The sequence below is a fragment of the Phosphitispora sp. TUW77 genome (assembly GCF_048453025.1).
Classification (GTDB): Bacteria; Bacillota; Thermincolia; order Thermincolales; family UBA2595; genus Phosphitispora.
Genome location: NZ_CP156677.1, coordinates 1436022 through 1461804 on the forward strand (window position 1 = coordinate 1436022; position 25783 = coordinate 1461804).

Sequence of the window (25783 nt, forward strand, 5' to 3'; positions counted from 1 at the left end):
AGGAGTGAAATTGGATGCCAACATTTACTGGTATATATCAGGAGATAGCTATTGACCACCAGCTTGTCATCCCCGAAATCAAGCCACCGGCTGAATGCATACTGGATGTTATAATCAATTTTGATATAACTAAGGCAGTTGTTATAGATACACCACTATTATACCCGGAAGACCCAAATCTTGAATTACAAAAGGTTTTAGTCGTTGGAACTGCTAAAATCATTGTTAAATACGCTGCCGATGTTCCAGACCAGCAGGTACATGCAGCACATTTTGATGTCCCCTTCCATGCATTGATTGAATGGCCGGACGGACCGCCACAGGGTACCCCCATATGTGTTGAACCTGTAATTGAGAAAAGCCGTTTTTGCCTTATAGATGGCAGACATATTTTCAAAATCATAGTTGTCCGGTTAGATATATATACACCTTAAAAGACTATTCTTATTTAAATAATTGCTTAGGCCGAACTCCGGGACCACGGCATTTTTTCCCGGAGTCGGTTCTTTCCTTTTACGTTTTGGAAGGAGGATTACTATGACGAAGTTCTGTCCCTTAGGTGATGTAGGAGATGAAAGATGTCCTGACTCCAACGATGTTGTCAGCTATCATACCCAGATACAGTTGAATGGGCTCCTGGAAATACCATTGAATAAACCCCCCAAAGAAAAAATGTTTAATACAATACATGAAGTTGATATCACTAAACTGACTGCAGTAACAGTAAAAAAACCACCTGGGAAAAAAATCCTGGTTGTAGGGAAACTGATGGTTGGGCTGGAGTATATCGCCAAAGTTCCGGATCAAAAAGTTCACTTTGCCCATTGGGAAATTCCATTTCAGGCGCTGATAAAAAATGATGACGGTACCCTTCTGCCCTTAGACTTTGACCTAGACCAGTATATAGCACATGTTTGTGTTGAATATGAAGAATATCATCAAATTGATGAAAGGACTATTACCAAGGAATTGGTCCTTTTAATCTGGCTGCAGCGAAAAGATAATTAAAACAAAAAACGGAGGTTTGCCTCATGGTAGTATTGAGAAGTATCCTTGGGAGCCCTGAAGTCTGGGATGAACTAGTGATAAACCATGACCTTACAATACCTGATATCAAGCCGCCGATGGAAAGGCTTTTAGGGTATAAGATCGAATACGCGATTACTAAAGCAGAAGTTATCGGAACCAAGCTGGTAACTGATGACCAGCCCCCTCTTCCTATACGCAAAGTAATAATTGACGGGATAGCGACCATCACCACTAAATATGTGGCTGATCAACCTGATCAACAGGTACACGGGGCGCATTTTGATGAACCATTCAATGCACTAATTGAATGGCCCGGCGGCCCTGCCCCAGGCACTCCCATCTGTGTTGAAGTTATGGAAGAACATGTTCAGATTCATATGATTGATGACCGGCATATGTCGAAAACAATTGTAATCCAGCTGAATGTTACTATTAACCAACCGTGCCCCTAAAGAAAGGAGGGTTGAATTATGGCTATAGAAGCACTGGCTGCCGGTTCACTTATCATCCCAATGGATGTAACATACCAGGATAAAGGAATGTTTTTAGCCTATGGCCTGGTCTACCGCCTGCTTGATAATGGTATTCCGGTTAAATGGGCAATTAAGGATAATAAGGCATATGGTGCTACCGATTTTTCGGCTACAACCAGAAACTATACAATTCCTGCAGAAACCCCAACCAGTAAAAGTTACGCCGGCGGCCCTTTTATTGTTCCTGCAGCCAATGCTGCGGCGGCTGGAGCTATAATTAATGCTTATCAATCAGCAAACCAGGCGGAATTCAGTCAGGGATTGCTGCCTGTGGTACATGTAGCTACTGTGGGTTTTAATGCAGATATTGCTTACACATTAAGCCGAGCTCCACGGATCGCAATGGAAGATAAAAACAGTTCTATCATGATAAAATATTTGAACACAGCAAAAGTACCGGATTCTAACGGCAGTACCTGGGTCAGCAGTTCCCCTGGTGTATTAACTGAAACCGAAATTGATAACGGCGCCCTTTTCGGCATCGACCGCAGTCAAATACCACCACCGCAGGAAGTATGCCTGAAACGTGCATATGATGTTTTCCTGTCACCTCACACTTCTGACGGCACTTGGCAGGGTACACCCGCGGCTAATGACCTGGTTGATTTTTTGGAAACAGGTGGATTTCTCCATGCTACCTGTCACTCCATGTCTGCATTAAACAATTATGATGCCGGGCCTATGCTCAACCCAATAGGCCAAACTAACTATGGTGACAACAAAGGTGATGCCAGCACCTTTACTGTAGATTTGCCGGATTATCCCTCAGCCCAGGCTGTACCCAGAGGGCCGGCTGCAGTACAGGACCTGCCCGGAGGTTCGGAGCAGACATGGCTGCATACAGATGTCACCTACTTCCCCTCAGTATTTGTATTAGCTCATTTTTTAGATAACTCCACTCAGTATGACTTTATGGCAGGTGGTTCTTTCAGAGGGACCGGAGCCGGAGTTGTTGTCTTCGAAGGCGGCCACGAATACAAAGATACCGATAAAATTCCTTCCAGTGAAAGTTATTCAACTGTGACTGACTCAGTTTATCATAGATTTGTATTAAACACTGTTTTTGCTTCAGTTGGAAAACCTTATCTGGAAATGATTGCTTTACCACAAAACGTGTCAGCTACAGCACTTACTCCGGCAACTTTTACTTTGTTAAATACCGGTGGTGCTCCAGCGCTGTATACTTCACCTTTTGTAGTGACACTGGCACCGTTTGTCAGCTATACACCGGGTACTGCTATCCCTGTACCTGATAGTGAAGTAATGATGGGTGGCCAGTGGGTGCTCACCTGGAACGCCGGGACATTACCGGGCGGGCCTGGTATTGTGGCTACAATTCCGGCAGTAATAGATCCTACTTTGGTTGGTGGGACTATCCCCAGCGGCAAAAACCAGGCGATAACTTATCAGGGGTCTTGGAATGATGCTTATAACCAAACTGCTTCTATTAATACTTGTACAGCAATCACTGCTCTTCCGGGTGCTGCTCCCAATATGCTTAAGACCCCGCTTAATCAATCCGTAACCCCAAACGCATTGACTACATGGAATATTAATGTAAGCAACAATGGTACCCTTCCCATAGATAGTGCTTTAGGTCCGCCGCCTTTTATAATTACAGATACCCTGCCGGCGGGATGGGTTTATGACCCAGGTACAACGACAACACCGGCTTCAGTGGTGCCAGGTCCCGGAGGCACTACTATTATAACCTGGCAGTGTCCCGCAAGTTGTCCGCCTATGCTTGACCCGTTATTGCCAACTGCAAGTTTTATTATTACACTTGGTGCCTTTGCACCTTCGGCAACTACTGCAACTTATACCAACTTAGTGAATTTGCAGGGTACTGATGGCACCACCAATTTCAATACAAATACACAGGCACAGGTTAATGTCGTTAACCGCCCGCCTACAGTTACTGTAGATAACCCGGTTCAAGGGGACATATCCTGTACAGGTGTAAATATTCAATGGACGGCTTCTGATCCTGATGGAGACACTCCTCTGGAAATTACCTTGTTTTATTCTTCGAACGGTCCTGGTGGTCCATTCACAAAAATCACTACTGTCCCTGACCCACTTCTTGACCCGCCGGCTGTTTCTTTCTTCTGGAATACCACCGGTTTGCCCAGTGGCAGCAGTTATGTAGTCAAGGTGGTAGTTTCTGATGGAGAGCTATCCAGTGAAGCACTTTCAGGTGTATTTATAGTTGATAACACCGCACCTGCAGTTAGCTGGATATCACCGGCAAACGGTGATTTGTTAAGCTCAACCCCGGTAACTTTACAGGCTTCAGCCACCGATAATATAGGAGTAACCAGTGTGTCATTTGAATACTCCTACAATGGAAGTCCTTTTACTCCGATTGGCAGCGGTTTACCTGTTGGAGGAAATATCTACGAAACAAACTGGGAGATCGCTGGGTTGAATCAGGGTGACTATATGCTTAGAGTAACTGCTGCCGACCAGTGCCTGAATACTTCCCAGCAGATAATAGATGTAATCGTAAATATACCACCTGAGGTAACCCTATTGACCCCTCCCCCTCCGGACCCCGTATGTCCGCCTGGAACCAATATTACATGGATTGCAACAGATGAAAACCCCAATGCAACTTTAACTTTCACCCTGCAGTATTCCAGAGATGGCGGTTCATTCACGACCATTGCCACCGGTATACCGGGACCGTGCCCATGTTCGTATCCTTGGGTTACAACAGCACTTATCAGCGGCAGCTATGTTTTAAAAGTTATTGCATCAGATGGGATTTCTACAACAGAAGATGTTTCCGACCCGTTTATTGTTGATAATGAACCTCCTCAGGTGAACTGGATAACACCTCCAAACAACACATATCTCACCGGAAACGAGCTTCTCAGTGCTAATGCTTCAGATAACGTAGGTGTCAGCAGTGTAATCTTTGAATATGACAGTACTACTATCGGCCCCGGGTTCCCTGATGATGGCACCTATAGTACCACTTGGGATACCACTATGGTTGCCGACGGCAGTTATGTTTTGACTGTAACTGCAAGCGATGGGTGTAACAATACAGCAACCGATACTATCAACATTACGGTTGATAATACACCTCCGACAGTAGAAATAGTTTCACCACCAGAGGGAGAAGTTGAAGGTATTGTTAACTTGCTAATCTCAGCTCAGGACAATGAATGCCTGGAAAAAGTGGAACTCTATATTGACGGCCAGTTGGTAACTACTGAACCCGGCAATGGAGATACAAGTGTAGAATTCATCTATGAATGGGATACAACTGAAATTACTGAAGGGCCGCATACTGTAACGACTATTGCCTATGACTGTGCAGGGTTAACCGATGAGGATGAAAAAACTTATATCGTAAATAACCTTCCGGAACATTTTGCCCAGGTGCTGGTTGATGGAGAGCTAACAATCCCTGAAGTCAAACCCGATGTTGAAATTATCATCAGCTTTGACGTAACACCGGAAGTAAATGATATAAATATTTTTAATACAATTGATGGTACAAAAGTTACCGTTACCGGATTTGTTGAAATTGGCATAACATATTCTACAACAGGTTCACAGGCTGAGCATTTTGCCCACTTTAATGTTCCGTTCCATGCCATGGTTTTATTCCCCGGTCTGCCGCTCAATGCAAAGGTTGAGCCGGTTATTATAGTTGAGCATAAACAATGGCATCTGCTGGACCCAAGGACAATAAAAAAAGACATAGTATTGTTTGTAGGAATCAAACAAGTTTGTTAAACAATTTGAATTTATTGGGGCACCTTCACGGTGCCCCATAAGCCAATTGTTGGGAGGTTCAAAAGTTGAAAAAAACTTTTTTCTTCTGTCCAAACCCCAAAAAAAATATTGGCTTTGGTTACTGCCCAAGGCCGCATGACCATGTTTCCTATTATTCACAGGTAGTCCTTAACGGCCATTGTGAGATTCCTGAACCAAAGCCGGATTGTGAGACATTAATTGATAAATATCATTCCATAGAAATATTAAAATCAGAAACGATAGATGCTATTCAATACCTTGACTGTCACCGGGTCCAGGGAAAAAAAGTAGTTATAACCGGAAACTTTAAACTGGGGATTGAATATTCAGCAAATGAACCTTCCCAAAAGGTTCATTATTTTGAATGCATCATCCCCTTTAGTGCCTTCATTCTACCTTGTATAGATAATCAGGAATTTCTTTTCCCACAAGATTTCGTTCTTGATGAATATGTTGTCCATGTTTGTATGGAAGACCTCCAACTAGACCGAATATCTGACCGCCTGTTTAATAAAGTTATAGTCCTGATGATTTGGCTGCAGCAGAAAAACGATATTCCGGAAGGAGGTAAAGACTGTGAATTTTATTGATAAATGCCTGCCATGTGAGATCGAAGAATGCTGCCCTGTTAATGCTGAAGACGTTGCTTATTATACGGAGGTGATAATTGACGGTGAACTTCATATTCCCGAGCAAAAGCCGCCCAAGGAAAAAATAATTAATGTTACTCATAAAATATTAATAAATAAGGTTAAGTCAATTCCGGTTCAATTGGATAATGGCTGTGTGACCGGCTGTAAAATTCTCGTATGTGGAATAGTCCGCTTAGGTATAGAATATTCTGCTGATGTGCCTGAGCAAAACGTTCATTACGTTCATTTTGATATCCCTTTCCAGGGTCTTATTGTAGGGGATTCTTGTCACAAACCCATACCACTAAAAGACTGTAATCTTAGCAAATTCAATTTTCATGCCTGCATGGAACATGTCCAGGTACATCAAGCCGGTCCAAGGACTATGGAAAAAGTAATTGTCCTGTTGCTTTGGCTGGAGAGAAAACATTACGGCAAAAAAAGCACATATAAAAAACCGCCTAAAGATGAATGCTTTATTCCACCTTATAAGCAGCCTCCCGATACTTCAAAACAGATTTCAGTGAATCATACTCTGACAATTCCGGAAGAAAAACCGGATGCAGAGTGTATTTTAAAAAGTGATATAGAAATAGTTATTAAAAAAGCTGAAGTCATCAGTACCTCATTACAGACAAAATGCTGCCATGTACCGATTAAAAAGGTTATCATAGCCGGAAAAGCAGTAATTACATTAAAATATGTTGCCGATGTTCCTGACCAACAAGTTCATGCTACAGTTTTTAAGGTCCCGTTTGAGGCTCTGATAGAATGGCCTAATGGTCCTCCCCAAAACACCCCGGTTAATGTAGGTGTGGTAATCGAGCACTTTAATGTTGAATTAATGGATAAACGACGCCTGTTTAAAGTCTTGCTGTTACGGTTAGAGGTTTTTAAATGTTGAACTCAGCCAAACTCCATATTAAGAAAACTGACTCATAATTAGTGAGTCAGTTTTCTTACGGGCTAAAATTATGCTATCAGGTAAAGAAAAACTTAATTCATAACTATGATAATTTTCGAATAGTTGCAGCTCCCAAAACAATAAGCAGCCTTATGTTATTATCATGGTCTTCCCAAAACTCCTGCAGCTCATTTGTAATCTTGAGTTCCACATCTGTGAGACTAAAATCACGTTTCAATGGGATAAAACCTGCGAAAGGTAGTTTATAAGCAGCACATCCCAAATCTACAAACAACTGTCCATAAAAAACAATATTTAGGTCTTCCTTGATGATGTTGGTTACCTCGTGTTTTACTTGCCCATTTGAAATTAAGCTTAGTTGTAGTTGCTCAGGAAGGCTCGTTAATAGGCAATCAATCTTTATCTGTTTATAAACCTGTAAATCAGAATCCTTAAGTTTATCATATTGAAAGCTATCTTTAATTTCAATATTTATATCAGTACCAGCTGAGACAATTTTCAGAGTCTGATTGGAAATATTATTTTCAGGGATAGGATCATATCCGCTGCCGGTAACAGCTATTTTATTAATTGCAGTTCCCGGTGCTTTGGTTATTAAGACAATGGCGGCCATTGCACAATCAGAATATAGGATATTACCTAAACTAAATTTCAACCCTTCCTCTTTTAATATATAGCTTCCTTGACTAACAGTTATCTCACCTAATTCAAGGTTATCTTGCATTTCATATGTCATCATAACTTCCGAAGCATTTTCGGGACCATTATTTGTCACTTTAATAGTTAGAAGAACCATTTTTCCTGTATCTACCGATTCACTGGACAAACTTGCTTTTACACTGAGGTCTGCAAATTCTGCCGGAGAACAAGGAGTAACTGATATAACATTTATGTCGCAATCCAACTGTGTCAAAGAGATCACCTCAATATTAATCAGGTACTGTTCTTCTAGTCATTGGCAAATCACTCTGTTCCTCATATAAGCCTATATATGGGTCCATTATTACAGTCCATGTAAAAGATACAATTGCTGCTATAAAAGCGAACTTAAAGGAATTCCAGGGCTGGTGGCAGTTTTGCAACAGCGCAATAAACAACCCGCACCAGAAGCCCTGACAGAAAGTACAGCTAAACAGCTTTCTAAAGATATAATACTTTTTGTTTAATTTGTCTCTTATATTTTTTAACAATATGAAGTCAAATAAGAAAAAACGAATTCCAAGGGCAAAAAGCAAATCTACCAACATAATAGCGCCTCCGGTTATTGGCTTAAACCAACATTGTGCATTTCATTTTGTAATTCCTGATATTTTTCAACCAAAATTTTTATCTGGGCCGGGGTTAATGTTACTTTTCCACCCATATCATCTTTAATAATAAAATTCCCCTCAGCAAAATGCACTTCCGGGCAGCATCCTTTTTTACACAGACTTAGTTTTATCAATGAAATCACTCCTCTATCGTATCGATACAAAATTGATATAACTTCATATTTATAATATGCTGCTTAATATCTGGATGTCATCATTTCTCCACTCTAACCATATAGTTAACTAATGAACATGGATTACCCCAGGATACAGGAGGTTTTTTATTGAAAGCAACAAACATTTATTTAATCAGAAAGTCTTTTTTAATTAAAGCGGTGATTACAACTTGTTTTGTGTCATTTGTTTTATGGGCACTGCATTATTCAGGATATAATGTTTTCACACATAAAGACCCTGCTGTAACTGAACTGACGGTCAATTTTTTATTACCAATGCAGCAGAATGACTTGGAGTCAAAAATAAGCATTATTCCTGAAATACCAACTACAAAGATTTCTTATAAAATCATGTGGACAAACAGTTCAACTGCAGTTATAACAATGAAACAGGATGGGCTTCCATATGGCCAGCTTATAAATGTAAAAATAAACCGTGCTGAAACAAAATTGCCTTTAATAAAAAAGAGTTTTCAAGCTAGGTTTAGGCCCCGGGTTCCGGTATCCTTGATTTCCGGTCAAGAGATAAATAAAATCTGTACCAAAGGACCTGTGCCAATTATATTTAATGTACCAATGATGCCAAAAGATATGGCAAATTTTGTTAAGCTTCCTATAGTGGGTAAGCTTGTTCCGGAAAAAAACGTTTATAAGGGGGAAAGTTATACTGATTACAGCCGTTGGCAGTATATTCCGCTCCATCCCCTGAAAAATAATGCATCATATGGAATTATTATTGCCCAGGGCCTTCGCAGCAAAAGCGGTGTTAAGCTAGTTTCAGAACAAAAAATAACCTTTGATACAGCCCCTCCAATAAATATCTTAAGAACAAATCCCAGGGACCAAAGCATCAAAGTACCATTATATAAAAATATAGAAATTAATCTTGACCACAAAATATTAAAGGGCTCTATCAAGGTTAGTGACCTTAGAACCAAAACTTATATTAATGGATTAACGAAGATTAGTGGCAACAAAATAATCTTTAAACCCGAAAATTGTTTTTTGCCGGGGAGATGCTATAGAGCAACAGCAGATGTAACTGCAACTAATAATGAGTCTCTAAATGACTACAATATTACTTTTATTACTTTAAAGATGAATAATACATATTGGTTGGATGTCAAGGTGGGTGAAACACATAGAGTTATAGTGTATAAAGGAGATGAAATCATCCGCTGGATGCCGGCATCAGGAGGACGTCCGGAAACCCCTACACCATTAGGTTTTTATTACACACAAGATAGGGGTCATAGTTTTTGGTCCCCGCGGTTTGGTGAAGGGGCTACTTATTGGATAAGATTAGTTGGTCAGGTCCTAATACACTCTGTTCCGCGGGACAATAACTGGCAAATAAAGCAAGATGAACATGAGAAGCTGGGGCTGCCGGCGAGCCATGGATGTATTCGTTTAAGTGAAGAAGATGCTAAATGGGTTTTTCAAAACATCCCTGGCGGTACTTTAGTGATTATTCATTTATAGCTTAGTCTCTCTTGGCAATGACTTCTATTTCAATCCCAGCCCCCAGCGGCAGTTGGGCTGCCCCTATTGTTGTCCTAGCGGGGAACGGTGCAGAGAAATGTTTTTCATAAACCGAGTTCATTTTAGTAAAGTCATCCATATTCAATAAAAAAACGGTTACCTTAATAATATTGTCAAAAATTAATCCTGCTGTGCTTAAAATATTTGATATATTTTTAAAACATTGTTTTGTTTGAGCGATAATATCCCCCTCAACTATTTTGCCTGTCTTAAAATCAATGGGGACCTGCCCTGACAGGTAGATGAATCCACCTGATTCAACAGCATGTGAATATGGGCCTACAGAAACTGTCCCCTCAGCAGTAATAGCCTTTTTTATCATTTTAAATGATTCCTCCTAATTATATAGTCCACTGGTTATGAATAATCCCTACCAGATACCAATCATTATCCAGCTTTTCATAGGCCAATCGTAAGCTCTGCCAGTCCATTCCCTCATATTGTTCTTCAAAACCTGAAAAGTAATATTCCACAATAACTGCATCCGGATATACCTCAAACTGGTTTTCCAATGCATTACCCGTCCCAACAGTCTTATTAAAGCTTACTATGCCGCTCTGTTCGGCATCGGCAAAATCTGCCGTATATACAAATCTCTTAAAGTATTCTGCAGGAGTTAATTTTATTGGTTCCCCGGAACCGTCATAATATCCCCAGTTATACTTTTGGTTGTCACTAAGGAAATTTTTTACCTGATCTGAATTGAAAACCAGATTTCCATCCTTAGCATCAGTATTTACGTAAGCGTAGGGTGAAAAGCGTACCCCCTTTGCCGGATGAATCAAACCAGAAAGCTTCTCCATATCATCATTCTTAATTGCTAAAATCGCTTTTTGTGTAGTTGCGCTGACGGTCGATTCCGTGCCATTCTGTTTGGCCTCATTATCAGTTGAACCGGTGCATCCTGAAGAACCAACAACTATTAAAATAATAAATAGCAATAAGAAAAATCTTTTCAAACAAACCCACTCCTCTTTTTTATTGAATACAAAATGAAGCAACCTGACCTAACTTACTATTGATAGTTCGGTTGGAAATCTAAATGTGAAGTATCATTTAATAAGCACAAAATGGCCCGTCCCGGTTCGAAGAACTCAATTATATTAAGGGCTACATTATCCTGCTTTATTTTCCAGTAATCATTAACGCTTATGCCAAGCACTGCGGCAATAATTATCCTAATGATGCCCCCATGAGCCGCCAGAAGCACATTTTTCCCCGGGTTTTCAGCTAGTATTTGGTCAAGGCCTATCTGGCACCTTTCTGCTACCTCGCCCAGGGATTCCCCGCCAGGTATTTTGTTGTCTTTTGGGTTTTTAAACCATACTTTCATTGCTTCATGGAATTGTTTATCAATTTCACTATGAGTAAGGCCTTCCCATAAACCAAAATTCGTTTCCCTCAATTCCGGAACCGGTTTTACAGTTAGACTGTGATATTCAGATATAATTTGCGCAGTTTCTAATGCCCTTGACAAATCACTGGAATATGCAGTGTGCAGCTTTTCTGCTGACAGCCGTTTGGCGATTTTAACAGATTGTGAACGTCCTTCCTCACTAAGTGGAATATCACGGTGACCCTGGTATTTCAGGGTTTTGTTCCACTCAGTTTCACCATGGCGCACAATATATAACCTGGTTCTATTGTCAGCCAAATTATTATCTCCCCAATCTTTGAAAAGATTCTATCAAAAAGATGTTTTCTTCTCTTTTTTTTACTGCTGTCCTGATATAAACAGGCCTCATATTCTTATATGATGAGCAGTCCCTGACCAATATCCCCTGCTTACCCAACTGACTGCAGATTTCCGGTGCCGAATGCCCCGTACCTGAAACATCAATAAGCATATAATTGGCGCTTGGGATAAATGCCTTCAATCCACCAATCTCATTTATTTGCTTATAAAGGAATGTTTTTTCTTCGTTAACATAAGAGACTGTATTACAGATATATTGTTCATCCTTCAATACCTCAGCACCTACAAGCTGGGCAAAACAATTAACGTTCCACGGGTCCCTAACGCGGTTTATTTTTTTTATGATATCGGTACTGCCTATTCCCATCCCCAGACGCAGTCCTGGTATAGCAAAAAACTTGGTTAGTGAATACAGCACAAAAAGGTTGCTGTATTTAGTGACCAAGTCTATAACTGAATAGTTTTCTTTGTCAGCCACAAAGTCCATAAAAGCTTCATCAACAACAACCCTTTTTTTAAGACCGGCAGCTTTTTTAATCAAGCACTCCAGCTTATCCCTGTGAATCAGGCTGCCAGTAGGATTATTAGGATTACAGATAAAAATTACATCAGTATCTTGCCACTGGCGAAAAACATCAGCAGTTTCCAGAGAAAACTCATTGTTTTCATCGAGATAACAGTCTTTTACTGTACCTTTGTTATTCCTAACCGCAATTTCATACTCATTAAACGTAGGGGCCGGTATCAACACCCGACCGGGTTCGATTACTTTAACCAGCAAATATAATATTTCAACTGCGCCATTACCGGCAACAATCATATTATCAGGCAGGCCAAGCACCTCGGAAACTGTTTTGCGTAATACTACAGCTTCAGGGTCAGGGTAATTTTTAACCATGTCTATGTTGCTAATAATTGCTTCAACAGCTTTTGGAGACAGCCCCAGCGGATTTATATTAGCGCTGAAATCAATGAGTTCCGTCTCGTTTATCCCGTATCTTTCCGCAGCTTCCCGAAGGTTTCCTCCGTGTATGTGTTCAATGGTTTCCAAAAATTATCACCCGCGCTCTCTTCAAAAACATCAATACCACCGTTTATAATTCGTGCCTTGTTATAAATGTTGAAACCTTCAGCACTAAAAATATTTATTGCCTTATCTATACAGTCTGTTCCAGCATCAAAAAGCACACCTATTACTGTTCCGCTGTGGGCTACATTAACCCCCAGTCCACCGGTTATCCGGCAGATATCATACACTTTATCCAGGTCCGGTTTTGGCAGCATTTGCTGATTGGCATAAGCACTTTCTGTTGCAGCCTGACCAATTAACTTGTAGTTACCAATTGCTATCCCTTTTTCTAATTTTTCCATAGCTATCTCTATTTTTTTTTCTTTTGCCTTGTTAAGTATATCCAGGTTCATATTGGCATTAAAGCCTACCGTATCAACAATCCCACCAAGGTCAATAATTACAATATCCATTTCCGGGGCCGGACCCAAAACTCTGGCAACACTGCCTCCTATATGATCAAAAACAGCTATCCCTGGAAACATTAACCCATCGGTGGGCTCTATTGACAGTGCAATTTCTGCAATGTTCCACTCGGAAATTATCATATTCAATCCTTTGGCCACAGCTGCACAAGCTGCTGCAATATCCGCAGTACTGCTGGCCATTCCTTTACCACGAGGAATTTTTGAAAATACAGTTACTTCAGCTCCATAACCAGGCTTCTCCAAAAAATGCAGGGTTTTTTCAACAGCCAGCTTTACCTTTGGCAGGTTTTCAGCAACTATGATGTTTCCGGTATTATTTAACTTTACAGTAACAACTGAATAAAAATTAACCGGACATGTTACAAGTAAATTGGTCCCATCCAGTTTTCCCTGGACCAGTTCACCACAAGTTCCCGGCGCCCGTGCGATCCCTAACATATAGCATTACCTGCCTTTAAACTTAGTAAAAAAAACTGGTGGTATAAGCAAGATAAACCCCTATTAGACCCATGACTTCCATGATTTCAGTAGTTGCTCCATAGATATCTCCCGTGAGACCGCCAAGAGTTCTGTTGACCCATTTAGCAAAAAAATGATTTACCGGTATTAGGAGCAAAAACACTAATACTTCTGTTGACATTACAACTAGAAGAATTACTGCCGTAATCACTGATGCAGTTAAAAATTCTTTTTTTCCAGTATGGTCTGAGCAAGGATTTCCTAATCCGGATTGCCTTAAATATGGGAAATGCCTTATGGAATATACTATGCACCACCGGGCAAATACAGGTACGGCAAACAACCACCCGATTTTTCCTATATTAAGCAACTCAACCGTAAAACAAAGCTTTATAAGAAAAAGGCATACCAAGCCAATAACCCCAAACGAACCGACCCGGCTATCTTTCATTATTTCTAATTTTCGTTCAAGGCTTCTCCCACAGAACAACCCATCTATACTATCCATAAAGCCGTCTAGGTGAAGTCCCCCGGTTATTACTACCCCAATCACAATCAAAAGGGCTGCTACTATCAGGGGTGTAAAAAATTTCAACCCTATAAAAGCCGTAACATATAAAAAACCCCCAATAATAAAGCCAACAGCTGGGAAAAACGACGAGCCTTGCCCGTATTTTTTGTAATCCCATTCAAGGTCTGCAATGTGTATTCGGGTTAAAAATTGAAGTGCAAATACAAAACTAGACCACATATTTCTCTTCCCTTTTTCTCATTAGTTAATAGTTCCTCTTAATACTCTATACCGCGCCTGCTCACGATCCCTTTTTTGTAAGGATGTTTAACTTCTGTCATTTCAGTAACTAGATCTGCCAGATTTATTATCTCCTCAGGGATAGCTCTTCCGGTGAGGACGAGCTCAATATTTTTAGGTTTATTCTTTATCATTTGAACTACTTGATCGCTTGTAACAAGATTATACCGAATCGCATTACCAATTTCATCAAGTATTAAAATGTCACACTTACCTTCAGACAGGTATTCAAGAGCTTCTTGAAATCCAAGACGAGCATATTCAAAGTCCTCGTCTTCAGGACCGCGATCTTTTAGAAAGCAGTCTCCACATCCAGTACACTTCTTATATCCTTGTTTTATCAAAGCACCTATACGACACCCCCTGCCAAACTGGCTAATAGTAAAATGAGGGGCCAGAAAACAGGAAACAGCTAGCTCCCCGGTATAGCAACGACCCTTGGTAAACTGGATCATATGGACACGAAACCCGTGCCCAACGGCTCGTGCAGCCAATCCCAGTGACGCAGTTGTTTTCCCTTTACCGTTACCGGTATATACTTGCACTAGTCCAAATTCATTTTTAATTTTCATCAATACACTTCCTTAAACGGTTCTTCTTGAAATTATTACAATGTTGTATTAACCGTTCCGCCAGTTCCGGGTCGGATGCAAAATGAAGGTGTACATAAGAAGCAAGGATACACCCATTAGCATATCCATCAAGGATTGGCTGCTGGTAACGGCTTCGCACCAATCTAAATGCATGTTTAAAATTTGAATTTTCAGTTGGCTCTATTCTGGAATAATGAAATTCATGACCTCTGGTTTTTTTCCCTTTAGGAGCGATAACATTGTCAGATAACGATTCAGCTTCCACATAACCCATTCCGATAAGTTTATTTTCCATAATGCAGGCTCCGGGTACAAGTCCAGTCATCTGATATCTCTTTCCGTCAAAATCTACAATCTCCCTGGAAAGATACATCAGACCTCCACATTCAGCAAAAACCGGCATCCCCTGCGCTCCGGCAAGTTTAATCTCTCTCATCAGCGGCATGTTCCAAGACAGTTCTTTTATAAAGATTTCCGGGAAACCACCACCAATATACAGACCGTCCAGATTTTCCGGGAGAGCCTGGTCATGAAGCGGGCTAAACGGCACAAGTTCAGCACCTTTTTCTTCAAGAACTTCCAAGCCATCGTAATAATAGAAAGAAAAAGCTTCATCTAAAGCAATTCCAATCCTTACATTTGTTTTGCATTGGTCAATACCTGAAACTAAATCCTTATCACAGGTGTCAAGTATGTCATCAGGTAATTCAGGAGCAGCCATGGCAAGGTTTGTTAGCTTGTTTATATCAATACCTTTACTTATCTCTCCTGCAAGAGAGTTTACCATTCTGGGAAGTTCTCCTCCCTCAACAGTGGGTACCAGTCCCAGATGCCGGGAAGGTAGTTCCAATGCAGCATTTTTCTTTACATAACCAACTACCGGAATGTTACAGTAAGTTTCTATAGCTTCGGTTACAAGTTTGAGATGCCGTTCACTACCTATCTTGTTAAGAATAACACCAGCTATTTTCAAGTCCGGATCAAAATTTAGAAATCCGGAAACAAGAGCGGCGGCACTTCTTGCCATAGAGCTGGTATCAACTATCAGGATTACAGGACAATCGATTAATTTAGCCATGTGTGCTGAGCTTCCCTGATCAACAGTCCCTGATGAACCGTCAAAAACACCCATAACACCTTCAATTACCGCAATATCTGCTTTAGAGGCTGACTTTACAAATACTTTTTTCACAGTCTCATTATCAAGAATCCATGTATCAAGGTTACGGCTCTTATTTCCTGTTGCCATGGTATGATATGTAGGGTCAATGTAATCGGGACCTACTTTATAAGGCTGTACTTTGAACCCTGCACTTGCCAGTGCTGCCATTATTCCTGTAGTGATTGTTGTTTTTCCTACTCCGCTATGAGTTCCAGCTATCATAAATCTGGGTATTTTCATGTTGTCAGCTCCATCTTAAATTAATTTAATCTGACAGTTAGCCATTGAAGTGCATATACAGCAAGACTTCCTGTCAAAACTGATATCAGAGATGTAATATACATTATTCTTACAGTATCTAGAATATGAGATTTGCTAATACTATTTACCGGCTCCCCCATATATGTTCGAAAAGATTCAACACCGTCGTAATAATTGACTCCACCCAAGCGAATTCCCAATGCACCGGCTACTGCGGCTTCAGGAATGCCACTGTTTGGGCTTGGATGCCCCGATGAATCCCTGACAATGATCTTTATGGCTTTGTTTACCGGCTTACCGGTAAACAAAAATGCAATTAAAAGAAATACCCCTGTCAATCTAGCTGGGATATAGTTACAGATATCGTCAAACCTTGCTGATGCCCATCCCAGTTCCATATATTTATCATTCTTATATCCCACCATGGAGTCCAAGGTATTAACTGCCTTATATGACATTGCCAGCGGGGCACCGCCAATAAATCCGTAAAACAGAGGTGCAACTATGCCGTCAACAATGTTTTCAGCGACGGTTTCTATGGTGGCACGGGAAATTTCGCCTTCACCAAGGTTCTGGGTATCCCGACCAACTATCCAGCCAACTTTTTTTCGCGCCTCAGATAAATTGCCTGTTTTGAGCAGTGTATATATTTCCATTGCAGCGCATCCTAGACCTTTAACTGCAATAGTTGAACTTAAAAACCAGATACTCGTAAGCAAGCCCAGCCAATAATTTATTTTATAAGCCCCGGCAATGATTCCTGACATTATCAGATAGGTTGCCGAAATAGTACCGACAGCAAGCATTACGCCAGAAACCTTAAGGCCTACTACAGGAGCGGTCCATTTCCTGAGCAGTCTCTCCAGCCATTCTATTATCTTTCCAATCAGCACCACAGGGTGCGGAATATGTCTAGGGTCACCTGCTATCAAGTCAACCACATAAGCAGCGGCTATTTGTAACATTTATACTGCTCCTTGCTCCTGCTTATGTCCAAACATACCATTTAAACCCATAATTTCATATACCTTATCCATATCCATACTGCTCCTGACCACTTCAGCAAGCTTATTAAAGTCTTGTTCACGCTGCTGATAAACAGTAATTATTTCGCTGGCTTCAAGCGGCTCCCAACCCTTCCAATCCCTGAGGACGTCAAGGATATGCCTGCGGAAGAAATCATTATCAAAGATACCATGTATATAAGTTCCGAAAACCATGCCGTCTGAGCGTATAGCTCCGTCAAGAATATCCACTTCCTTTGTGGACCTTTCAAATATCCGAAAAGCAGGAATTACACCTTCCCCAATTTCCGAACGCCCCATGTGAATTTCGTATCCTTTTACTTCGAGTCCTTGCATCCCATTAAAAAAAGGACCTTCTCCTAAAATTTCCGCATGAACCTGAGTGGTAATTTTATCAGGGTCAAAAGTAGTTGACATATTTAACAGACCCAATCCCTTCATGCTGTCAATATCTGATTCACTATGCAGCGGGTCATGGAGCTCAGTGCCCAATATCTGGAATCCGCCACAGATACCAACAATAGGTATCCCTCTCTTTTCCTGTGCTATTATCTCTGAAAACAATCCTGATTTCTGAAGAAAAGCCAGGTCATGAATCGTGTTTTTACTGCCGGGTATGATAACCATATCGGGATTTCCCATCTTATTGCCATTCGATACATACCTAAGTTGAACATCAGGCTCATCTGCCAGACAATCAAAATCTGTAAAGTTGGAAATGTGGGGCAATTTAATAACAACTATATCCAGCTTGTTTTCAATTGCCAGGTCACCCTGACTAAATGTATCCTCAGGAATTGTATCTTCCTCTTGAACCCGAAATCCTTGAAAATATGGAATAATTCCCACTACAGGAATACCTGTTTTTTTCTCCAAGAACTCAACTGCCGGGTAAAACAATTTCACATCACCACGGAATTTGTTTATTACTATCCCTTTTACCCTGGCCCTATCCTCAGGATCAAGTAGTTCAAGGGTCCCCACAACTGCGGCCAGAGCTCCCCCCTTGTCTATGTCAGCGATCAACAGCACAGGGCAGTCAGCCATTCTGGCAATTCTCATATTGACTATTTCAGTAGCCTGAAGATTAACTTCAGCAGGACTGCCTGCCCCCTCAATTACAACAATGTCAAATTTTGATTTTAGTTTATTGAGAGATTCCTCAACCACATCAAGGGCAGTCATATTATACTTTTCATGATATTCCTTAGCAGAAAGATTCCCTACTGGTTTGCCGAGGACAATAACCTGGGATGTAGCCTGTCCGGTCGGTTTAAGCAGCACAGGGTTCATTACCACATCCGGAGCCAGTCCGCAAGCTTCAGCCTGAACCACCTGTGCCCTGCCCATTTCACCACCATCTCTGGTCACATATGAATTAAGGGCCATATTTTGTGACTTAAATGGCGCCACCTTATATCCATCCTGCAGAAAAATCCTGCCTAATGCTGCCACCAAAACACTTTTACCGACATGTGAGCCAGTACCCTGAAACATAATACACTTAGTATTCATCATATATTGCTGCCCCCTCCTTTTTCAAATCAATGGGATGACCTGCAACTACCAGGTAGGCTTTATCAGCTGTCGCAGCAACAATCTGATTAGCTTTTCCCACTATTTCCTGATACTGCCTGCCAAGAAAATTATCTGAAACCAAAGTCATACCTATCTCATTAGAGACAATTACTACATGGGCTGCGCTTTCTGCGGCTGTCTTGGCAAGAATACTTATTTCTTCAAGAATCTCAGTTTGAAACTCTTTTTCAAAATCACCGCCGGATTCCTTTTCCTTTTTATACATCAAGTTGCTTAACAAGAGAGTAAGGCAGTCTAAAATAATAACATCAGAATTGTGACCGTTTTCCTTAATTATTTCAGTAATCCGGTATGCTTCTTCAATCGTTTGCCATGTGTCAGGCCTTCTTTGACGATGGAGCCTAATCCTGAGCAGCATTTCCTCGTCTACTGGCTCGGCTGTAGCAATGTACGTTATTTTATTACCAAGTTTTGAGGTAATAAACTCAGCAAATTCACTTTTTCCACTTCTGATACCACCAGTAACAAAAACCAGTTTTCCTCTCATTAAGTACACTCCATAAGTATGTATTTTCTACAACATTAAGTATCGCGACAAAATAAAATCCTCAGTTTAGCGACTGAGGACATGGTTATCAAGGCAATTAAACCTCTAGAAAACAACCATAATCCTTTCTCGCGAAGGACTGTATGGTCACTTCCAGGCAGGTATCCTGGCTCCCGGATAAACATACCTCTTACGCCTTCCCCTTTGACGAGTGGCACCATGTAAGAGTACTCCCCGGATACAGTGGCGGAGACCGCTCAGGCTTATCCTGATTCCCATTTAAAAAACCCAGAAGTTACAAAATACAAGTATTTAATTGTGTTTTCAATTATAACATAGTTTTTCGGACTTGTCTGCAAATAATAAGCATAAAATGTTATTCATACTCAAAATACCTCCTGACTCTGCTTACCAGGTCATCTGTCAAATGGGGCAAAGGCTGAGAGGTGTAACCGGCTATTTCTATCCGGTCCTTGATTACAGGCAATAGTATCTTGGGGACACTGCTGGAAGCAATTGCTTCAGCAATTCTTGGACTCACCTCACCTAAAAAAGAATTGGCTACAATAATTCCGATTGGTCCGACAATGAGGTCAACAAGGCCGCAATTATATGTGATGGCATTCTCACCTGAAGCTCCTTCATTTGCCCCAGCTTTAAGCATTGCTGCAGTTGCCAAGGCATTAGTACCAAAAGCTAGTATTTCTGTTTGTTCTGGAAGTTCTTTTCTAAGCCGTTCAATGATATATTTGCCAATTCCACCACCCTGACCATCAATAACAGCAATTTTCATAAATAATCTCCTCACAGATATACGAATTATTGCGGTTTAAGTTTAACTTGATTATACCAGTACAGTCTTGGTTTTAGCAATACCTTCAATATTTATAACTAATTTTGACATTCATAAATTGTTACAATTACTACTTAAGACGTTTGATGCGCAAAAAAAACAGGACATTAAGTCCTGTTTTCCTCGAAAAACCAATATAATTGTAATATATTCTGATTATTCACAATTGTTTGCTCTGTGTGGATATATTTGTGGATAACTTTTTATCATAATCTGCAATTTTGTTTCCATATCAATAATCTGTCTGTTTTTGTTTAATAGTGTGCGCGCATATCTGCTGTTATTTTTTTGCAGTTTGCGGTTCTCTTGCTCAAGTTTTGATAAAATATCATACTTATCCTTTTCCAGCCTCTCTATGAGGTTCATTAATACCCGTCTGCTGAACCTAAGCTGTTCAATTTTCCCCTCAAGCTCTTTAATTTTTGCTTCCAGCAGTTTAGAGTGGTCGTTTCCCATACAGCAAACCCCTCCCACATACTTCTAATCATAGTATATGCGGAGAATGCGTTATTTAGACATCTGATTAATGCAATACTTTTTTCATAAATTCAATCATATTTTCACCCATAATGCCCTTTATCTCTTTTTCCGTATAACCTCTTTCTAACAAACCTGCAGTGATTGATGGATAACAGGAGGAGTTATTAAGGCCCGGAGTTATTTTCTCTATTCCGTCAAAGTCTGAGCCCAGGGCAATAAGATTTGTCCCCGCCAGACGGGCAACATGGTCAATATGGTCTAGAAGGTCATTAATCGTTGGGTTATCATTACTCAAAAATTGAGGAACAAAACTTAACCCCAAAATACCTCCGGTCTCCGCCAAGGCTTTAATCTGTTCATCATTGAGGTTTCGGGGATGATTGCACAGGCTTTTGCAGTTTGCGTGTGAAACCATAACCGGAGACCCTGATATCTCCAGCACATCCCAAAAACCTGCTTCAGATATATGGGCCAGGTCAATAATCATTCCCAGTCTGTTCATTTCTTGAACAAGATTTCGCCCAAAACAAGTCAGTCCCCCTCCGGTTATTTTTTCTCCAACCCCGTCAGCAATTTCATTTCTCTGGTTCCACGTGAGTCCCAGGAATCGCACTCCTAGTTTGTAAAATATTCGTAGTGCTGAGATATCACCATTCAAGGCTTCGCCACCTTCAATTCCCATCACTGCTATTATTTTGCCTTGTTTCAGGTCACTTTTTATTTGTTTCATGTTTAGACCCGGAGATAAAATATAGCCACAGGAATCAATTTCCGTGTTAAAAGTATCAATCAATTGTAAGGTTCTTGAAAGAGCACGGTATGGCTTGAAAAAACCTTCTATAAATAGGGCAAAAAACTGGACCCTGATTCCACCATCCTGAAGTTTGTAAATATCTATGTGACCTGTTTCATTATACTGTCCAAGTTTTGCTTTCCCTTTCGCCACTTGAAGGATTGTATCACAGTGGCAATCAACAACTGTTAACTTCCGATGCAGTTTTATTGCATCTGCAGAAATAGATATTTTCTCCACCATATCAGTCCTTTTACTCATATATTTAGAACCTTCTAATTGAAAATATATGATGGAAAAACCTGTTTATTCTACTGAACAAACAGGTTAAAGGTATAACTTATAAAATTGTATTAGTTAAACTTAGTTTTTAGTTGAGGTATTAATCTACCTTGGCTCAACAATGAGCTTAATTGCTGTGCGCTCTTCACCATCGATGATAATATCTGTAAAAGCCGGAATACAAATCAGGTCAACTCCACTAGGTGCTACAAATCCTCTGGCGATAGCAACGGCCTTAACCGCTTGGTTTAAAGCACCGGCACCAATTGCTTGAATTTCTGCTCCGCCACGTTCCCTCAGAACACCGGCAAGAGCTCCTGCTACTGAATTTGGGTTAGATTTTGCTGAAACCTTTAATACTTCCATGATAAGAACCTCCTTAATTGAACGATTCAATTTTGGCCGTTTTTCTTTATAAACGAATATATTCGATAATTAACTAAAAATTCCTCTTTTTACTAAATAAATATTTCAGACTAATTAAAATATTAGACATAAAAACATCCTTAGTATTCAATGTTGAAAATCCTATTGATGCTAACTGCACAGCCTGTATCTTCATTAACTTCAATAACAACTGCATTGAACTGGTATGGGCCGTCCGCCGGCTCAAATCTTACAGGCATTTGTGTTAAAAATTTCTTTAAGGCAACCTCAATTTTGACTCCAATTATTGAATTAAGAGGACCTGTCATGCCAATATCAGTAATATATGCCGTTCCCCCTGGGAGTATCCTTTCATCGGCAGTCTGCACGTGAGTGTGTGTGCCAACAACTGCCGAAACTTTACCATCCAAATACCACCCTAAAGCAACCTTCTCAGATGTAGCTTCAGCATGAAAATCCACTATAATAGTATTTGTATGATTACTTATTTCATTAAGTATCTGGTCAACAATCCTAAAGGGACAATCAAGGTTGGAAAGGTATACCAGCCCAGACAAGTTAATTACCCCGACATCTATGCCGTTTATTTTATAGAGACCGTAACCTTTTCCCGGAGTACCCGGAGGATAATTGGCAGGTCTTATGATTCTAGAATCTTTTTCAATATGACCAAATATCTCTTTTTTATCCCAGACATGATTTCCCATTGTAAGGACATCAATACCATAGTCAAATAGTTCTTTAGCAGTTGATGGAGTTATACCGTTTCCACCGGCTGCATTTTCCCCATTAGCAATAACCATATCCAGTTTAAGAGACTGTTTAATTGTACATAAATTTTCATAGACCGCCTTCCTCCCGGGGCGGCCAAAAACATCGCCAATTATTAAGATGCGCAAAGAAACTATCCTCCGTTTTATTTATTAAATACCAGCACCCTTCCGTCTTCCCTAAAGGCAATCAGATTTTTTTCGGGGTACGATATTTTTATGTTTTCAAGCATATGTTCTATAAGCTCTTCCTGAATTAAAAGGTCTTCTTCAAGTAAATTATCATTTTTTTCAAAAATGAGATCTTTTTTGAAATTATGATGTACCAGTTCAATAATCATTGATAGTTCTTCCTGGGTTAATGTTCCTACATCTCTAATTACTTCAAGCATAGTAAACTCTTCACAAGGGTTAAATCTAACATCTGTTACCAGAGGAACCCGGTTCTCAAAAGCATTGTAGGCTTGAATACTAGCAACTACCGTATCTTTAAAATTAACCAGTTTTTCTTCATCTAATACACATGAGAAAATAAAAGTAAACCGTAGCTGTTGTAAAACCGGGTCATAATTTATGGTACCCAGTTCAGGATAACGTACTAAAATTGATATCAAAAGGCCGATGCTGTCTGAAACTTCATTGTTGGGAGCCGTCTTATATTGTAGCTGCATTATAGTCACCTCGCTAAATATCCAGTTTCAAAAGAGTTCTGTGTTCTAAGGACCTTTTCCTGCCATAACCTTATGTAAAACAAAAAAAAAACCTGCCAATATTTGCCGAGGTATTATCAAGATTTTCGATATAAATGTTAGTCTATAAATTTAAGAAGGGAATGTCTTGGCGAGACATCCCCTTTATTTTCTTATTTTGCATATTCTACTGCCCTGGTTTCCCGTATTACCATTACTTTAATCTGACCAGGATATTCAAGCTCTTCCTCAATCCTTTTAGCTATATCCCTTACCAGGCGTACAGAAGATAAATCATCTATCTTGTCAGGTTTAACCATTACCCGAACTTCGCGCCCTGCTTGGATTGCAAAAGATTTTTCAACTCCGTCAAACGAGTTGGTAATTGCTTCGAGTTTTTCCAGACGTTTAATATATGATTCAAGAGTTTCTCTTCTGGCCCCCGGCCTAGCTGCAGAAACTGCATCAGCCGCTTGAACCAGTATTGCTTCAATGGTCTTTGCGTCCTGATCACCATGGTGTGCGGCAATTGCATTTATTATCACCGGCGACTCCTTGTATTTCTTCGCTAAATCAGCTCCAATTGTCACATGAGGCCCTTCAGTCTCGTGATCGATGGATTTCCCAATGTCATGAAGCAGGCCCGCTCTTTTAGCAAGAGTAACATCAACTCCAAGTTCAGCGGCCATTAGCCCGGCAAGCTGTGATACCTCAATCGAGTGTTTTAAAACATTTTGACCATAGCTTGTACGATACCTTAGCCTGCCAAGAAGTTTAATCAGTTCTGGATGCAAACCATGTACCCCTGTTTCAAAAGTTGCCTGTTCCCCAGATTCTTTGATTTGTGCTTCGACTTCTTTCTGAGCTTTTTCAACCATTTCTTCAATTCTGGCAGGATGTATTCTTCCATCAAGAATTAATTTTTCAAGGGCTATCCTGGCAACTTCACGTCGAATCGGGTCAAATCCTGATAAAATAACTGCTTCAGGTGTATCATCAATTATTAAATCAATACCTGTAAGGGTTTCCAGTGTCCGGATATTTCTTCCCTCACGACCTATAATACGACCCTTCATTTCATCATTCGGAAGAGCAACGACGGTTACCGTTGTTTCAGCTACATGGTCCGCAGCACATCTCTGGATTGCCAATGAAATTATGTCTTTGGCCTTCTTTTCCCCTTCTTCCTTGGCCTTAGATTCAATTTCTTTAATCATCATTGCTGCTTCATGCCCAATTTCCTCTTGAATATTTGCCAGAAGAACTTCACGAGCTTCTTCTGAAGTGAGGCCGGATAGGCGTTCCAGTTCTGCAAGCTGTTTTACATGAAGCTCTTTAATTTGTATTCTTACTTTTTCAATTTCATTTTCCTTTTGACCTAGGCTTTCTTCTTTGCGTTCAATTGATTCTATTTTTCTATCGAGAGTTTCTTCCTTCTGGGTTAACCGTCGTTCCATCCTTTGGAGTTCATTTCTGCGTTCCCGGTGTTCTTTTTCAACTTCGTTGCGAAGCTTATGGACTTCTTCCTTGGCTTCCAGAATTGCTTCTCTTTTTTTAGCTTCAGAGACTTTTTCAGCTTCTTCGATTATCTTTGTGGCAGCTTCTTCCGCTGAAGATATTTTTGCCTCTGCCAATGATTTCCTGATGAAGTAGCCAACAATGAATGCAATAATACCTGTAACAACAGCTATCAATATTGTTTGTCCTGTAATATTAGTTCACCTCCTGTTTTATTATTTTTATTGATTTATTTTTCACAAACAAAAAACCGAGTAGAAACCCGGTTAGAAAAAGAATTTACTTACCATAAATAATCAGGCACATAACAACTTATACCTGATAGCATCTTATATTTTAAACGTTCCTCATATATATTCTTTTGATATATTATAATTTTAAAAAACAAGAGGACAGTTCTACTTTATAAGAACCATAAAACATTATGGAAGTTAAATCTTATTCTAGTTTCTCCCACGTATAATTTTAAGTTCTTTTGGTCGTTATGTCAAGCATTGAACAGT

The 25783-nt window shown here is 40.2% G+C and carries 28 protein-coding genes and 1 riboswitch; of the genes, 7 read left to right on the forward strand and 21 right to left on the reverse strand.

What is annotated here, in order from left to right; translation table 11 throughout:
• The first annotated feature begins 14 nt into the window (after positions 1 to 14).
• From ABFY19_RS06775 to ABFY19_RS06800, 6 genes are all read left to right on the forward strand, one after another.
• Positions 15 to 434 (forward strand): SPOCS domain-containing protein, encoded by a 420-nt coding sequence (locus tag ABFY19_RS06775; RefSeq protein WP_418792495.1) that lies wholly within the window; start codon positions 15 to 17, stop codon positions 432 to 434.
• A 103-nt stretch (positions 435 to 537) separates the two neighbouring features.
• Positions 538 to 1008, forward strand: a complete 471-nt coding sequence (locus ABFY19_RS06780) for a hypothetical protein (RefSeq protein WP_418792496.1) — start codon at positions 538 to 540, stop codon at positions 1006 to 1008.
• Positions 1009 to 1031: 23 nt separating this feature from the next.
• On the forward strand, positions 1032 to 1481 hold the full coding sequence (locus ABFY19_RS06785) for a DUF3794 domain-containing protein (RefSeq protein WP_418792497.1): 450 nt from the start codon (positions 1032 to 1034) through the stop codon (positions 1479 to 1481).
• A gap of 18 nt (positions 1482 to 1499) precedes the next feature.
• Positions 1500 to 5312, forward strand: a complete 3813-nt coding sequence (locus ABFY19_RS06790; protein ID WP_418792498.1) for an Ig-like domain-containing protein — start codon at positions 1500 to 1502, stop codon at positions 5310 to 5312.
• 65 nt (positions 5313 to 5377) lie between these two features.
• Positions 5378 to 5923 (forward strand): SPOCS domain-containing protein, encoded by a 546-nt coding sequence (locus tag ABFY19_RS06795; protein WP_418789907.1) that lies wholly within the window; start codon positions 5378 to 5380, stop codon positions 5921 to 5923.
• Positions 5910 to 6869, forward strand: a complete 960-nt coding sequence (locus ABFY19_RS06800) for an SPOCS domain-containing protein (RefSeq protein WP_418789908.1) — start codon at positions 5910 to 5912, stop codon at positions 6867 to 6869. The genes ABFY19_RS06795 and ABFY19_RS06800 overlap by 14 nt, the downstream gene beginning before the upstream one ends.
• A gap of 103 nt (positions 6870 to 6972) precedes the next feature.
• Here the strand turns inward: ABFY19_RS06800 and ABFY19_RS06805 are convergent, their stop codons facing one another.
• The 3 genes from ABFY19_RS06805 to ABFY19_RS06815 form a co-directional block, all read right to left on the reverse strand.
• Entirely contained in the window at positions 6973 to 7716 is a 744-nt protein-coding gene (locus ABFY19_RS06805; protein WP_418789909.1) for a DUF11 domain-containing protein, read from the reverse strand.
• Between the two features lie 103 nt (positions 7717 to 7819).
• Complete coding sequence (locus tag ABFY19_RS06810) at positions 7820 to 8137, reverse strand: hypothetical protein (protein WP_418789910.1); 318 nt, start codon at positions 8135 to 8137, stop codon at positions 7820 to 7822.
• Between the two features lie 14 nt (positions 8138 to 8151).
• Positions 8152 to 8334 (reverse strand): hypothetical protein, encoded by a 183-nt coding sequence (locus tag ABFY19_RS06815; protein ID WP_418789911.1) that lies wholly within the window; start codon positions 8332 to 8334, stop codon positions 8152 to 8154.
• 150 nt (positions 8335 to 8484) lie between these two features.
• Here ABFY19_RS06815 and ABFY19_RS06820 point away from each other — a divergent pair, with 150 nt between their 5' ends.
• Entirely contained in the window at positions 8485 to 9858 is a 1374-nt protein-coding gene (locus ABFY19_RS06820; protein WP_418789912.1) for a L,D-transpeptidase family protein, read from the forward strand.
• 1 nt (position 9859) lies between these two features.
• On the opposite strand, the gene ABFY19_RS06825 is transcribed toward ABFY19_RS06820, so the two are convergent.
• The 18 genes from ABFY19_RS06825 to rny form a co-directional block, all read right to left on the reverse strand.
• Positions 9860 to 10240: a RidA family protein gene (locus tag ABFY19_RS06825; protein ID WP_418789913.1), complete on the reverse strand. Its 381-nt coding sequence runs from the start codon at positions 10238 to 10240 to the stop codon at positions 9860 to 9862.
• 19 nt (positions 10241 to 10259) lie between these two features.
• Entirely contained in the window at positions 10260 to 10877 is a 618-nt protein-coding gene (locus ABFY19_RS06830; RefSeq protein ID WP_418789914.1) for a hypothetical protein, read from the reverse strand.
• 56 nt (positions 10878 to 10933) lie between these two features.
• Positions 10934 to 11572, reverse strand: a complete 639-nt coding sequence (cobC, locus tag ABFY19_RS06835) for an alpha-ribazole phosphatase (RefSeq protein WP_418789915.1) — start codon at positions 11570 to 11572, stop codon at positions 10934 to 10936.
• A 4-nt stretch (positions 11573 to 11576) separates the two neighbouring features.
• Positions 11577 to 12665: a threonine-phosphate decarboxylase CobD gene (gene cobD / locus ABFY19_RS06840; RefSeq protein ID WP_418789916.1), complete on the reverse strand. Its 1089-nt coding sequence runs from the start codon at positions 12663 to 12665 to the stop codon at positions 11577 to 11579.
• A complete protein-coding gene (locus ABFY19_RS06845; protein ID WP_418789917.1) occupies positions 12602 to 13549 on the reverse strand; it encodes a GHMP kinase in 948 nt (315 codons plus the stop codon). Before ABFY19_RS06845 ends, cobD begins: the two co-directional genes overlap by 64 nt.
• A 22-nt stretch (positions 13550 to 13571) precedes the next feature.
• The gene (gene cobS / locus ABFY19_RS06850; RefSeq protein ID WP_418789918.1) at positions 13572 to 14321 is read right to left on the reverse strand and encodes an adenosylcobinamide-GDP ribazoletransferase; all 750 of its coding nucleotides are present in this window, start codon (positions 14319 to 14321) and stop codon (positions 13572 to 13574) included.
• A gap of 38 nt (positions 14322 to 14359) precedes the next feature.
• Entirely contained in the window at positions 14360 to 14953 is a 594-nt protein-coding gene (locus ABFY19_RS06855; RefSeq protein WP_418792553.1) for a cob(I)yrinic acid a,c-diamide adenosyltransferase, read from the reverse strand.
• Positions 14943 to 16376 carry a cobyrinate a,c-diamide synthase gene (locus ABFY19_RS06860; protein WP_418789919.1) on the reverse strand — a complete coding sequence of 478 codons (1434 nt, stop codon included), beginning with the start codon at positions 16374 to 16376 and terminating at the stop codon, positions 14943 to 14945. The genes ABFY19_RS06855 and ABFY19_RS06860 overlap by 11 nt, the downstream gene beginning before the upstream one ends.
• Positions 16377 to 16396: 20 nt before the next feature.
• On the reverse strand, positions 16397 to 17362 hold the full coding sequence (gene cbiB / locus ABFY19_RS06865; protein WP_418789920.1) for an adenosylcobinamide-phosphate synthase CbiB: 966 nt from the start codon (positions 17360 to 17362) through the stop codon (positions 16397 to 16399).
• Positions 17363 to 18937, reverse strand: a complete 1575-nt coding sequence (locus ABFY19_RS06870; RefSeq protein WP_418792554.1) for a cobyric acid synthase — start codon at positions 18935 to 18937, stop codon at positions 17363 to 17365. It lies immediately after the preceding gene.
• Positions 18927 to 19508, reverse strand: coding sequence for a bifunctional adenosylcobinamide kinase/adenosylcobinamide-phosphate guanylyltransferase (gene cobU / locus ABFY19_RS06875; protein ID WP_418789921.1), 582 nt, complete (start codon positions 19506 to 19508; stop codon positions 18927 to 18929). The genes ABFY19_RS06870 and cobU overlap by 11 nt, the downstream gene beginning before the upstream one ends.
• A 138-nt stretch (positions 19509 to 19646) precedes the next feature.
• Positions 19647 to 19815, reverse strand: a riboswitch (cobalamin riboswitch).
• Between the two features lie 69 nt (positions 19816 to 19884).
• On the reverse strand, positions 19885 to 20301 hold the full coding sequence (locus ABFY19_RS06880; RefSeq protein WP_418789922.1) for a DUF3842 family protein: 417 nt from the start codon (positions 20299 to 20301) through the stop codon (positions 19885 to 19887).
• A 216-nt stretch (positions 20302 to 20517) separates the two neighbouring features.
• On the reverse strand, positions 20518 to 20817 hold the full coding sequence (locus tag ABFY19_RS06885) for a translation initiation factor 2 (RefSeq protein ID WP_418789923.1): 300 nt from the start codon (positions 20815 to 20817) through the stop codon (positions 20518 to 20520).
• Positions 20818 to 20884: 67 nt separating this feature from the next.
• A complete protein-coding gene (locus ABFY19_RS06890) occupies positions 20885 to 21895 on the reverse strand; it encodes a dipeptidase (RefSeq protein ID WP_418789924.1) in 1011 nt (336 codons plus the stop codon).
• A 126-nt stretch (positions 21896 to 22021) separates the two neighbouring features.
• Positions 22022 to 22282, reverse strand: coding sequence for a stage V sporulation protein SpoVS (gene spoVS, locus ABFY19_RS06895; RefSeq protein WP_041587715.1), 261 nt, complete (start codon positions 22280 to 22282; stop codon positions 22022 to 22024).
• A 140-nt stretch (positions 22283 to 22422) separates the two neighbouring features.
• Entirely contained in the window at positions 22423 to 23202 is a 780-nt protein-coding gene (locus ABFY19_RS06900) for a TIGR00282 family metallophosphoesterase (protein ID WP_418789925.1), read from the reverse strand.
• A gap of 17 nt (positions 23203 to 23219) precedes the next feature.
• Positions 23220 to 23744, reverse strand: a complete 525-nt coding sequence (locus ABFY19_RS06905) for a hypothetical protein (RefSeq protein ID WP_418789926.1) — start codon at positions 23742 to 23744, stop codon at positions 23220 to 23222.
• A 191-nt stretch (positions 23745 to 23935) separates the two neighbouring features.
• The gene (gene rny, locus ABFY19_RS06910) at positions 23936 to 25456 is read right to left on the reverse strand and encodes a ribonuclease Y (protein WP_418789927.1); all 1521 of its coding nucleotides are present in this window, start codon (positions 25454 to 25456) and stop codon (positions 23936 to 23938) included.
• Positions 25457 to 25783 lie beyond the last annotated feature (327 nt).